Below are 12,473 nucleotides of genomic sequence, written 5' to 3' on the forward strand. Positions count from 1 at the left end.
GACAGGACATGAAGCGTGTCGTGCTGGTGACGGGAGCGTGCGGCGGGATCGGCAGCGTGTTGTGCCGGCGTTTCGTGGAGGATGGCGCGACGGTGCTCGCGCTCGATGTCGACGCGGCCGCGCTGGATCAGCTGGCTGCGGAACTGGGCACCGACCGCGTGACGCCCATCGCCGTCGATCTCTGCGACGCCGAGGCCGTGCGCGAACGCGTCGCGCAGGCCGTCGAAAAACGCGGTCCCGTCGACGTGCTCGTCGCGAACGCCGGCGCGGCGCAAGGGTTGACGCTCGCGACGACGGATGCCGCGAGCTGGCGGCGCGACGTCGATCTGAATCTGAACGGCACGTATCACACGGTCGAAGCGGTGCGCGCGTCGATGATCGAGCGGCAGCATGGGGCGATCGTGCTGATCGGCTCCGTGAACGGCCTGGCGGCGCTCGGCCATCCCGCGTACAGCGCGGCGAAAGCGGGGCTGATCAGCTACACGAAGTCGCTGGCGATCGAGCTGGGACGCTACGGCATACGCGCGAACATCGTGTGTCCGGGCACGGTGAAGACGCAGGCGTGGCAGGCGCGCGTCGACAAGAACCCGCAGGTTTTCGAGGATCTGAAGAAGTGGTATCCGCTGCGCGACTTCGCGACGCCCGACGATATCGCCGACGCCGTGCTGTTTCTCGCGTCGCCGATGGCACGCGTGATTACGGGCGTGGTGTTGCCCGTCGATGGCGGCCTGATGGCGGGCAACCGGCTGATGGCCGAAGAACTGACGCTCGAATCGCTCTAAACGCCGAGAGCAAGCACGCGACACAACCGCAACCGACGATGAGGACAGCATGGCAGCAGTGCAACTGAGCGGCATCTACAAGCGTTACGGCGACACGCAGGTCGTGCACGGTATCGACCTGCATATCGACGACGGCGAATTCGTCGTGCTGGTCGGCCCGTCCGGTTGCGGCAAGAGCACGTTGATGCGAATGGTCGCGGGCCTGGAGGAAATCAGCGGCGGCGATCTGATGATCGGCGGCACGCGCGCGAACGGCCTGGCGCCGCAGCAGCGCAATATCTCGATGGTGTTCCAGAGCTACGCGCTGTATCCGCATCTGTCCGTGTACGACAACATCGCGTTCGGTCCGCGTATCCGCAAGGAAGCGTCGACGAGTTTCAAGCCGCGCATCGAAGCCGCTGCGAAGATGCTGAACCTCAGCGGCTATCTTGACCGCTTGCCGCGCGCGCTGTCGGGCGGGCAGCGTCAGCGTGTCGCGATGGGCCGCGCGGTGGTGCGCGAGCCGTCGCTGTTTCTTTTCGACGAGCCGCTGTCCAATCTCGATGCGAAGCTGCGCGTGCAGATGCGCACGGAGATCAAGGCGCTGCATCAGCGGCTGAAGAACACCGTGATCTACGTGACGCACGACCAGATCGAAGCGATGACGATGGCCGACCGCATCGTCGTGATGAACGCGGGGCGCATCGAGCAGATCGGGCGTCCGCTGGAGCTTTACGACCGGCCGGCGAATCTGTTCGTCGCGAGCTTTCTCGGTTCGCCTTCGATGAATTTCGCTGCGGGCGAAGTGGTGAGCGCGCCGAACGGCGTCGCATTGAAACTCGCGGACGGCGCGTTGATTCCGCTTGCGGGCACGAGTCAGGCGGCGGCGAAACCGGGCGCGAAGGTCACGCTCGGCGTGCGGCCCGAACATATCGAAGCGTCGAATGAAGGCATTCCGATGGATGTCGAAGTAGTCGAGCCCACGGGCGCGGAAACGCATCTGTACGGCAAGATCGGCGGCGCGGCGTGGTGCGTGACGATGCGCCAGCGCGCGTCGATCGAGCCGGGCCAGCGCGTGACGGTGCGCTTTCCCGAGCAGCACACGCATCTGTTCGACACGGAGAGCGGCAACAGACTGGGCTGACAGCATCAGACGGGCACCAATGACATGCCGCTGATTCATCTTCCATCCAAAGGAACGCACGGGTGTCCGCACCGAACCTGATTCCTCACATTCGCAGCGCGCTTGATTCGCTGCGGCCCGCCGAGCGCAAGGTCGCCGACATGGTGCTGTCCGATGTCGACTTCGCGATGCGCGCGAGCATCACCGAACTCGCGCAGCGCGCGGACGTGTCGGAGCCTTCCGTGACGCGCTTTTGTCGCGCGGTGGGCGCACACGGGTTGCGCGACTTCAAGATGCAGCTCGCGCAGAGCGTCGCGGGCGGGATGCCGTATGCGTCGACGGCCGTGGCGCGCGGCGACGATACGCAGACGCTGATCGACAAGGTCGGCGAAGCGGCCGTCGAGGGCATCACGCAGGCGCGCAGCGCGATCGACCCGGTTGCGGTGAATGCGGCGCTGGCTGCGCTCGCTAGCGCGCGCCGCGTGTATTTCTTCGGCGTCGGCTCAGGCTCGGGACTCGTCGCGCAGGACGCGGCACTGCGTTTCCTGCGGCTCGATATCGCCGCGAGCGCTTTCACGGACGCGCATTTGCAGCGTCTTTACGCGGGCTTGCTCGAACCCGGCGATGTCGCGTTCGCGATCTCGCATTCGGGGCGCAGTGTCGAAGTGAACGAGAGCATGCAGATCGCGAAGGAGCGCGGCGCGACGACGATCGCGCTGACGAATGTCGGCTCCAGGCTCGCGTGGCTTGTCGATATTCCGTTGTTGCTGCGCGTGCCGACTCCTGTCGATCCGAACACGCCGGGCGTGTCGCGGCTCGTGCATCTGTGCGTGATGGATGCGCTCGCGATCGGCGTCGCGTTGCGGCTGGAGCCGCATACGCTGGAGAAGATGCGGCACGCGAAGGCGCGGTTGTCGCAGGAAACGGATGCTGCCGCGGAAGACGGCGCGAAGTAAATCTTCGCGCCGCGCTCAGCCCGTCACGTAACCAAACCTTCGCGACAACCTTTGCGTCGCCACCAGCAAGGTTTTTGCGGCGCCACCCTGCGTATCGCTATCGAAACTCCCCGCTGTGCCCATCAACGCGATCACCAGCACGATGCTGCCTGTGTGATCGAACACGGGCGCGGCCAGCGTGTTGATGCCGGGGATCGGCTTGTTGAGCGCGGTGTCGATGCCTTGCTCGCGAATTTGCGCGAGACGTTCCGCATACGGCTGCACGAGCTTTGTATCGTGTGTATCCGACGTCGACGCGCCCGCCAGCCTCAGATGATCTTGCGCGAGCAGACCATGCCGCACATCGTCGGCGACATGCGCGGCGAACACGCGGCCAATCGCCGTATTCACCAGCGACATCACCGTGCCCACGCGCAAGCTCACATGCAGCGGCCGCGCCGATTCTTCGAGCCGCACGACAGTCGGCCCGAGCGGACCGAGTACAGCCATCGCGACGCTCATGCCCGTCGTCACTGCGAGATCGACGATCTCCGGTTCGGCTTCGCGCGTCGGCGAAAGACGTTGCAAGCCGATCAGCCCGAGTTCGAGCGCAAGCGGTCCCGCTTCGAAACAGCCGGACGCATCGCGGCTCAGCAAGCCGATCTTCTGCAAGCTCACCAGATGAGGAAACGCCTTCGCGGGCGGCATATCCGCAGCCGCCGCGAGATCGCGCAGCGACAATGGCTTGCCCGCCGCGACCAAAGCCGTTAGCAGTTCGCCCGTGCTGTCGAGCGATTGAATGCCGCGCTGCTGTTTCGCGTCGGCGTTCGCGGACGATGTGTTATCGAGTGCTTCTTTCATGTTCAATCCGCCGCGATATCAGCGCCGATTTCGCGCGCCGCCTGTCGAAGCGCGCGCGCGATCGGTCCGTCCCAGTTCACATCGATCGCGCCGCTCGGCCCGATCACCGTCAACGCGAGACACAACTGCCCGTTGGCATCGAGCACGGGCGCAGCAAGACTGCTGATGCCGGGGCTCGGCGCATCGATACCCCGTTCGATGCCGCGCTCGCGGATCGCTTTGAGCGCCGCGTCGAATGCCTTGCGCTCTGAAGGCGCAACGATATCGCTGGTGCCGCCCGACTGGTTCGCCCACATCGTCTGCAATGTTTCGGGCGCGAGGTAAGCGCAGAACACGCGTCCCGTCGACGTCGCAGGCAACGACATCACGGTGCCCACGTGCAGGTTCACATGCAGCGGAAACCCCGCATGCTCGTACCGGACGATGGTCGGGCCTTGCGGTCCCACCGTGCAGATCGCGACGCTGAAGCCGATTTCCTCGGCGAGCGCCGCGACGCGCGGCACGGCGGCGCGAAACGCCGGCTGGTTCGCGAGCTGCATCAGACCAAGCCTCAAGGACAGTGGCCCTGGCTCGTAACGTCCCGAGAGTTCATCGCGCTTGATGAGACCAAGCCGCGTGAGGCTCACCAGATACGCATGCGCCTGGCCGGGCGCGATGTCGGCGCTCGTCGCGAGATCGGACAGCGCCAGCGGCGTGCGTGCTCTCGCGAGCGCATGCAGCAGCCGTCCGCCGACTTCGACGCTCTGGATGCCGCGCTGCTGCTTGCCCGAGCCTGTCGTCTCGTCGTCTTTTGCCGTCTTCGCCATGCCGCTCACGTCGCCTGTCTTTATCGAAAAAAGGTCCATGTTAAACGAACGCCAACCTTCGCCCCGTTCGATCCGGAAACGCCCAGGGTATACGAGAAATTAGCGTATAGCGATACGTTTCGCTATTGACAAATAATCGGCAGAGTCTAAGATGAAATCACTCCGGGCTAAGAATCGCCGGACATCATTCCAATCAGACTGGACGAGACACCTCCTTACCGCTGCGCCAGCGTGCGCCGCGTCTCGCCCGTCGCCCCTCAATCAACGGAGACGAGCATGGCCAAGGCATTCGCATCGCAAGCCGACCTCGAAGAAAAGAAGATCACGTGGACGCAGCTGTCCGAGAACGCGTATGCGTACACGGCGGAAGGCGACCCGAACTCGGGCGTCGTGATCGGCGACGACGGCGTGCTGATCGTCGACACCACCGCGACGCCGGCAATGGCGCAGGATCTGATCGCGAAGATCCGCAGCGTGACCGACAAGCCGATCAAATACGTTGTGCTGTCGCACTACCACGCGGTGCGCGTGCTCGGCGCATCGGCGTATTTCGAAGAGGGCGCGCAACAGATCATCGCGAGCCGTGGCACGTACGAAATGATCGTCGAGCGCGGCGAGGCCGACATGAAGTCGGAGATCGAGCGCTTTCCGCGTCTCTTTGCAGGCGTCGAAACAGTGCCGGGCCTCACGTGGCCGACGCTCGTGTTCGAAAAGGAAATCACGCTGTTCCTCGGCAAGCTCGAAGTGCGCATCGCGCATCTCGGCGCGGGTCACACGAAGGGCGATACCGTCGTGTGGCTGCCGTCGCAAAAGGTGCTGTTCTCGGGTGACCTGGTCGAATACGACGCCGCCTGCTATTGCGGCGACGCGCAACTCGAACAGTGGCCCGCCACGCTCGAAGCGCTGCGCGCGCTCAACGCGAACATGCTCGTGCCGGGCCGCGGCCCCGCGCTGACCACGCCCGAAGACGTGAACAAGGGTCTCGACTACACGAAGGACTTCGTCACGACGCTGCTGCAAAGCGGCCGCGAAGCCGTCGCCGACAAGCTCGATCTGAAGGCCGCGATGGCGCACACGCGCAAGGCGATGGACCCGAAGTTCGGCCATGTCTTCATCTACGAGCATTGCCTACCGTTCGACGTGTCGCGCGCTTATGACGAAGCGAGCGGCATCACGCATCCGCGCATCTGGACCGCGCAGCGCGACAAGGACATGTGGGACGCGCTGCAGGCGTGATGAGGCAGCAATAGCACAGCGCAGATGGATGGAGACAGCAGAATGAGCAGCATCAACTACCAGACCTTGTCGTTCGAATACCGGCGCTGCGCCGAGCAGGATGCCGTTGCAGCGACGCCAGACGCGGCGCGGCATCCTGTGATCGTGGTCGGCGCGGGGCCTGTCGGCCTCGCAACGGCGATCGATCTCGCGCAGCAAGGCATCCCCGTCGTACTCGTCGACGACGATTGTTCGCTCGCTACCGGTTCGCGCGCAATCTGTTTCTCGAAGCGCTCGCTCGATATCTTCGATCGCCTCGGCTGCGGCGACCGGATGGTCGAGAAGGGCATCAGCTGGAACGTCGGCAAGGTCTTCCTGCAGGAAGAGATGGTGTACACGTTCAATCTGCTGCCGGAGGCGGGGCATCATCGGCCCGCGTTCATCAATCTGCAGCAGTACTACGTCGAAGGCTTTCTGCTCGAACGCGCGCAGTCGCTGCCGAATATCGACATCCGCTGGAAGAGCAAGGTGGTCGGCTTGCAGCAGCACGGCGAGCCGGGTTCCGCCGATGCATCCGTCACGCTGACCGTCGAAACGCCCGAAGGCGAGTACGCGTTGTGCGGCCGCTATGTGGTCGCCGCCGACGGCTCGCGCAGCCCGATCCGCAACATGATGGGCCTCGACAGCAAAGGCCGCGTTTTCAAGGACCGTTTCCTGATCGCCGACGTGAAGATGGAGGCTGAGTTTCCTAGCGAGCGCTGGTTCTGGTTCGATCCACCGTTTCATCCGAATCAATCGGTGCTGCTGCATCGACAGCCGGATAACGTGTGGCGTATCGACTTTCAACTCGGCTGGGACGCGGACCCTGCGCTCGAGAAAACGCCCGAACGCGTGCTGCCGCGCGTGCGCGCGCTGCTCGGGCCGGACGTCAAATTCGAGCTGGAATGGGTTAGCGTCTATACGTTCTCGTGTCTGCGCATGGAGCGCTTCCGGCATGGCAACGTGCTGTTCGTCGGTGATGCGGCGCATCTGGTTTCGCCGTTCGGCGCGCGTGGCGCGAATAGCGGCTTTCAGGATGCGGAGAACGCCGCGTGGAAACTCGCGATGGTGCTGGACGGCCGCGCACCCGATGCATTGCTCGACACCTATGCGAGCGAACGCGAATACGCCGCCGACGAGAACATTCGCAACTCCACGCGCTCGACGGATTTCATCACGCCCAAGTCGCCTGTGAGCCGCACGTTCCGCGATGCCGTGTTGAAGCTTGCGCGCAAGCATCCGTTTGCGCGTCAGCTCGCGAACAGCGGGCGGCTTTCGGTGCCCGCCGTGCTGCGCGATTCGACGCTCAACTCGGCCGATAACGACGGCTTCGAAGGCAAGATGGTGCCGGGCGCTTCGTGCGTGGATGCGCCTGTTATATCGAATGGCGCGCCCGCGTGGCTGCTTGCGCAACTTGGCAATGCGTTCACGGGCATCGTCTTTTGCGGCAAGGACGGCATCGACGCGGCGACGCAACGCACGTTGAAGGCGCTGCAGACAGGCTCGATTCCGTTCAGGCTGGTTGTCGTCGCATCGCATGGCATTCGCCATGCCGTGCATGACCTCGACGATGCCATCGTGCTCGAAGACGCGGAAGGTCTCGCATGGTCGCGTTATGACGCGACGCCCGGCACGTTCTATCTGATTCGTCCGGACCAGCACGTGTGCGCGCGCTGGCGCACGTTCGACGCAACGCAAGTCGACGCGGCGCTCAAGCGGGCGTTGTGCGTGGAAGGCGTTGCCTGAACGCAGCAGCGCAGATCACTACGATAAAAGTTGGAGACAAACGTGGCACTCATCACGCAACTCAATCTGACGCAGCCCGACGACTTCTACGAAGCGCTGATCGACATGCACCGCGATTTCGACGAAGCGCAAAGCCAGGCCGCAAACGCGCAGCTGATTCTGCTGCTCGCGAATCATATCGGCGATTACGCGACGTTGATGGAAGCGATCCGGTACGCGCGCGAAGGCGTCGACCAGCCGAATCCATCAGCTGCGCAACACCCGGCCGACGCGCCGCGCGTCGCCGCCTGATCGCTCGATGCGGCTCGCCCATTAAACGAAGCGCGAGCCGTCTCCCATGACAACACGGCGCAACAGACGCCGGACCCAATGGGTCCGATGGACCCGCATTGCCTGGAGATCTTGATGAGTCAGTCAATCACGCATGCCTATGAGCCCGGCGAACCCGCCGTCGCGTTTCAGGACGACACCGCGCTGTATCGCAAGGTCACGTTGCGGATCGTGCCGTTTCTGTTTCTTTGCTACGTCATTTCGTTTCTCGATCGCATCAACATCGGCTTCGCGCAGTTGCAGATGAAGCACGACCTCGGCTTCAGCGATGCGATGTACGGTCTCGGCGCGGCCGTCTTCTATATCGGCTATGTGCTGTGCGAAGTGCCGAGCAACATGCTGCTCGCGCGTTTCGGCGCGCGTCGCACGTTCACGCGGATCATGCTGCTGTGGGGCATTGCATCGGTGTGCATGATGTTCGTGTCGCAGGCTTCGCATTTCTACCTGCTGCGCTTCATGCTCGGCGTGTTTGAAGCGGGCTTCTTTCCCGGCATCGTGCTGTATCTGACGTACTGGTATCCGGCGCGGCGGCGTGCCGTGATCCTGTCGATCTTCTTCGCAGGCGTCGCGGTGGCGGGCGTGCTCGGCGGTCTCGTCTCCGGCTGGATCATGCGCGACATGGCGGGTGTGATGGGCCTGTACGGCTGGCAATGGATGTTCGCCATCGAAGGCGCGCCCGCTGTCGTGCTGGGGCTGCTCGCGGCGTTCTGGCTGGTCGACGGCCCGCAGCATGCATCGTGGCTCACGCAGCAGGAAAAGGCGCATCTGATCGAGCAACGCGACGCAGAGCATCGGCCCGCAAACTCGCATTCGTCGCGCGCGTTCATCGACGCATTGCGCAACCCGCGTGTTTATCTGTTCGCGTTCATCTACTTCTCGTTGACGTGCGCATCGTTGACGCTCAACTTCTGGATGCCGCTGATGATCCGCGACTTCGGCGTGCACGACGTGCTGTGGATCAGCCTGTACACGGTGATTCCGAACGCGATCGGCGCGGTTGGCCTGATTCTGATCGCGCGGCATTCGGATCGTCACGGCGAGCGGCGCAAGCATTTCGCGGCGTGCACGATCGGCGGCGGTATCGCGCTTTCGCTGTTGACGCTGCATTTGAGCAGCTTTGCCGCGATGCTCGGGATTCTTTCGATAGCCGCCGTGCTGATCTTTGCCGCGCTGCCAATCTTCTGGACGGTGCCGTCCGGTTATCTGTCGGGCAAGGCTGCGGCGGCGGGGATTGCGTTGATCAGCAGCATTGGGATTACTAGCGGGATCGTGAGTCCGTGGGTGATTGGTCTCATCAAGACGCATACGGGCAGCATGGATAACGCGCTGTATCTGCTGACGGCTTTGTTGTTCATGAGTGGTATTGCGCTGTTGCGTGGGGTGCCGGAGAAGCGGGTCGCGGGGTAAAAGCACGGCTCCTCTTTGTCACCGTTTATGCGGCTCGCAGCGCTCGCGCTCGCAGCGCTCGCGCTCGCGACGTTATCTGTCGACGAGCGCGAACGCGCGGGCCGATTCCATTGCCGTCACGACGCGATCTGCTTTTTCTGCATGCGTAGCGTGACACGGACACTTTTCACCATTGGCAGAATCAGGATCGCGTTGCGCACTTCTGGGACTTCAAGGGCACGCGCGAGCAGCATACGGCGTACCTGGCCGAGCAGTGCGCGGACCCGCATGTGCATCCGCTGATCGGATGCTTCGACGACGAGCCGTTCGCGTACTTCGAGGTCTATTGGGCAAAGGAAGATCGCATCGCGCCGTTCTATGACGCCGGCGATTTCGATCGCGGCCTGCATCTGCTTGTCGGCAACAGCGACTATCAGAGCGCGGGCAAGCTGCGCGCGTGGTTCAACGGCATCCTGCATTACATGTTTCTCGACGATCCACGCACGCAACGGATAGTCGGCGAGCCGCGCATCGATCACACGCGGCACATCGCATGGATGCACCGGCTGGGCGCCTACACGCTGAAGGAGTTCGATTTTCCGCACAAGCGTGCGGCGCTCGTGATCGTCGAGCGCGAGCCGTACTTCGGGCAGTTCGGGCCTTGAGGCGTTGCGCGGTTAGACCTGTACCGACGGAATGTTCTTCATGCAGCGCAGCGCGAACATCGAGCGGCTGTGGCGAATGCCCGAGATCTTGTAGAGCTTTTCGCGCAGGAAGCGCTCGTAGCCGGCGGTGCCATCGACGGCAACCTTGATCAGATAGTCGTACTCGCCCGACACGAGATACGCTTCGAGCACTTCGGGCAGCGTGGCGAGTTCGTCGCCGAAGCGGGCCAGGGCGTCGTCGTCGTGCCGGTCGAGCGTCACTTCGATCAGCACGACATCCGCGAAGCCGAGCTTCTGCTGATCCAGCAGTGCGACGTAGCCGCGGATATAACCGTCGGCTTCCAGTTGACGCGTGCGGTTCCAGCACGCAGTGGTCGACATGCCGACGATCTCGGCGAGTTCCGCATTCGACAGTCGCGCGTTCTTCTGCAGCGCGCGCATGATCGCGCGGTCCTGGTTGTCCAGCGGGCGGTTGCGGGCTTGCATGATTGGATCTGGAAGAATGTTCAGCTTCAGCTGATTCTACAGGAATAATCTTCGGGGTTTGGGCGATCAATACCTCCAAACAGGAAGCCTATCCACGGTGTCGCCCGGTATATTCTTCCACATGCTTCCTTGCCCGCAACGACGGGCGGACTACCCTCCGCCAACGGGCGCCGCGTCATTCGCAAGATGACACCGGCAGGGGCGGTCAGCGGCGAAACCCACGCCGTGCGACGCGTTCATCGGTCACGGAAGCATTCACCCCTCCGCGCTGTTCTTCTCCGTTGTTCTCCAAGCCTTTTTTGAAAGCATCGACAGACGCTTTTATTACTAAAACAATCTATATTGCAGAAACAAGACCCTTCATCGCGAATCGCGATTCCCATCGGGTTTCTAGTAGACCGTGCCTGCGCGCCACGTCGCATCGTCAGATCATGGCGGTCTTCAGAAGACGGCCATGCTTCAACCAGCTGGGGGAGCCATGTCTTCGTCACCGCTTTTCGATGCGCCGCATGGTCTCGGCGAGGCCGGCGAACAGGCCGATTCGCGTTTGCACAATCACGATCTCGCCCCCGTGCCGCACGGCCGGCGCACGTGGACGGGCTATAGCATCTTCGCGATGTGGATGTCCGACGTGCATAGCGTCGGCGGCTATACGTTCGCGGCGAGCCTTTTTCTGCTCGGCATTTCCGGCTGGCAGGTGTTGATTGCGCTGACGGTCGGCATTCTCGTCGTCTACATGCTGATGAACTGGGTGGGCAAGCCGAGCTATATGCACGGCATTCCGTTCCCTGTCATGGCGCGCGTGAGCATGGGCGTGATGGGCGCGAACCTCGCCGCCTTGATTCGCGGCGTGGTCGGTATCGTCTGGTATGGGGTGCAAACTTACTTCGCTTCGAAAGCGGTCGCGACACTGCTGGTCTTGTTCGTTCCTGCGTCGACGGCATTGCAGGGCGTCAGCTTTCTGCGCCTGGACGGTTTGGGTTGGGTGAGCTTCCTGTTCATGTGGTTCTTCCAGTTGGTGATCTTTCAACGCGGCATGGAGACGATCCGCAAGTTCATCGACTTTTGCGGGCCGGCCGTGTATGTGGTGATGTTCGTATTGATGGCGTGGATACTCTCGCAGGCCGGTCTTGGCAGTTTGAATCTGACGCTTGGCGGTAAAACGCTAACAGGCGCGGAGCAGTTCGCGGGGATGCGCAATGCGGTGCTGCTCGTCGTCAGCTATTTCGCCGCGCTGCTGTTGAATTTCGGCGATTTCTCGCGCTTTGCGAAAAGCGAACATCAAATGAAGGTTGGCAATTTTTTGGGGCTGCCCGTCAATTTCATCGTGTTCGCGATCATCACGGTGATCGTCACTTCGGGTAGCGCGACCGTGTTCGGTTCGATGATCATGGACCCGGTGGCGATCGTCGCGCATATCCAGAACAAGGTGGCCGTGGTGATTGGCAGCGTCACGTTCATCGTGGCGACAATGGGCATCAATATCGTCGCCAATTTCGTCTCGCCCGCTTACGACATCGCGAATCTTTTTCCCAAACATGTCGATTTCAAGCGCGGCGGCCTGATCGCTTCCATTCTCGCGGTACTGGTTTGCCCGTGGATATTCGTCGACAGTCCCAAGGCCATTACGATTTTCGTCAGCGTGTTCGGCGCCGTGCTTGCCCCGCTCTATGGCGTGATGATGGCCGACTTCTACCTGATCAAAAAACAGCAGGTGCAAACGGCCGAGTTGTACACGATGTCATCGACGGGCCGCTTCTATTACGACGGCGGCTGGAACAGGGTTGGCGTCGCGGCGCTCGTGCTGTCGGGCTGCATTTCCATTGGCTGGGAATTGTGCACGCAACTGCTGCACGTCCTGCCTGAAAACAACTTTGGCTGGCTGATCGGCGCGGTGGCGGGCGCGGTGCTCTATGTCGGGATGATGCGCGCTGCACGCAGAACCTGATGGATCTGAAACCGGCCGGATTGGCGCTATAGCACGAATGCCGACTCAATAGCGTTATGGACCGATTTAGGCGCTAGTTTGTCTTTAGAGACCGATCAAAGTATTCGATACTCAGGAGTCGATTCGTGACGCGCGATGGCGCGCCACGGCCGTTTTGTGCGTGCATATCCGA

General features: G+C 62.4%; 11 protein-coding genes and 1 pseudogene. 9 read left to right on the plus strand and 3 right to left on the minus strand.

Annotation, left to right across the window (positions count from 1 at the left end; all coding sequences use genetic code 11):
* The first annotated feature begins 8 nt into the window (after window positions 1–8).
* From H1204_RS27645 to H1204_RS27655, 3 genes are all read left to right on the plus strand, one after another.
* The gene (locus H1204_RS27645) at window positions 9–782 is read left to right on the plus strand and encodes an SDR family oxidoreductase (RefSeq protein WP_180731665.1); all 774 of its coding nucleotides are present in this window, start codon (window positions 9–11) and stop codon (window positions 780–782) included.
* A gap of 49 nt (window positions 783–831) precedes the next feature.
* A complete protein-coding gene (gene ugpC / locus H1204_RS27650; RefSeq protein WP_180731666.1) occupies window positions 832–1,905 on the plus strand; it encodes a sn-glycerol-3-phosphate ABC transporter ATP-binding protein UgpC in 1,074 nt (357 codons plus the stop codon).
* Window positions 1,906–1,967: 62 nt separating this feature from the next.
* A complete protein-coding gene (locus H1204_RS27655) occupies window positions 1,968–2,840 on the plus strand; it encodes a MurR/RpiR family transcriptional regulator (RefSeq protein ID WP_180731667.1) in 873 nt (290 codons plus the stop codon).
* Between the two features lie 15 nt (window positions 2,841–2,855).
* Here H1204_RS27655 and H1204_RS27660 read toward each other — a convergent pair whose 3' ends face one another.
* Together H1204_RS27660 and H1204_RS27665 are read right to left on the minus strand one after the other, a co-directional pair.
* The gene (locus H1204_RS27660) at window positions 2,856–3,680 is read right to left on the minus strand and encodes an IclR family transcriptional regulator (RefSeq protein ID WP_180731668.1); all 825 of its coding nucleotides are present in this window, start codon (window positions 3,678–3,680) and stop codon (window positions 2,856–2,858) included.
* 2 nt (window positions 3,681–3,682) lie between these two features.
* Window positions 3,683–4,525 (minus strand): IclR family transcriptional regulator, encoded by an 843-nt coding sequence (locus H1204_RS27665; RefSeq protein WP_180731669.1) that lies wholly within the window; start codon window positions 4,523–4,525, stop codon window positions 3,683–3,685.
* Window positions 4,526–4,762: 237 nt separating this feature from the next.
* On the opposite strand from H1204_RS27665, the gene H1204_RS27670 reads away from it, so the two are divergent.
* The 5 genes and pseudogenes from H1204_RS27670 to H1204_RS27690 all read left to right on the plus strand — a co-directional run.
* Entirely contained in the window at window positions 4,763–5,722 is a 960-nt protein-coding gene (locus H1204_RS27670; protein WP_180722913.1) for an MBL fold metallo-hydrolase, read from the plus strand.
* A gap of 42 nt (window positions 5,723–5,764) precedes the next feature.
* A complete protein-coding gene (locus H1204_RS27675; protein ID WP_180731670.1) occupies window positions 5,765–7,486 on the plus strand; it encodes an FAD-dependent oxidoreductase in 1,722 nt (573 codons plus the stop codon).
* A gap of 42 nt (window positions 7,487–7,528) precedes the next feature.
* Window positions 7,529–7,777 carry a DUF2783 domain-containing protein gene (locus H1204_RS27680; protein ID WP_180731671.1) on the plus strand — a complete coding sequence of 83 codons (249 nt, stop codon included), beginning with the start codon at window positions 7,529–7,531 and terminating at the stop codon, window positions 7,775–7,777.
* Window positions 7,778–7,891: 114 nt separating this feature from the next.
* Window positions 7,892–9,223, plus strand: coding sequence for an MFS transporter (locus tag H1204_RS27685; protein ID WP_180731672.1), 1,332 nt, complete (start codon window positions 7,892–7,894; stop codon window positions 9,221–9,223).
* A 173-nt stretch (window positions 9,224–9,396) separates the two neighbouring features.
* A pseudogene (locus H1204_RS27690) lies at window positions 9,397–9,867 on the plus strand (GNAT family N-acetyltransferase); the annotation flags it as partial.
* Between the two features lie 12 nt (window positions 9,868–9,879).
* Here the strand turns inward: H1204_RS27690 and H1204_RS27695 are convergent.
* A complete protein-coding gene (locus H1204_RS27695) occupies window positions 9,880–10,353 on the minus strand; it encodes an Lrp/AsnC family transcriptional regulator (RefSeq protein WP_180731673.1) in 474 nt (157 codons plus the stop codon).
* A gap of 478 nt (window positions 10,354–10,831) precedes the next feature.
* Here H1204_RS27695 and H1204_RS27700 point away from each other — a divergent pair, with 478 nt between their 5' ends.
* Window positions 10,832–12,301 carry an NCS1 family nucleobase:cation symporter-1 gene (locus H1204_RS27700; RefSeq protein WP_180731674.1) on the plus strand — a complete coding sequence of 490 codons (1,470 nt, stop codon included), beginning with the start codon at window positions 10,832–10,834 and terminating at the stop codon, window positions 12,299–12,301.
* Window positions 12,302–12,473: the final 172 nt, after the last annotated feature.

Source organism: Paraburkholderia sp. PGU19, from assembly GCF_013426915.1.
Classification (GTDB): domain Bacteria; phylum Pseudomonadota; class Gammaproteobacteria; order Burkholderiales; family Burkholderiaceae; genus Paraburkholderia.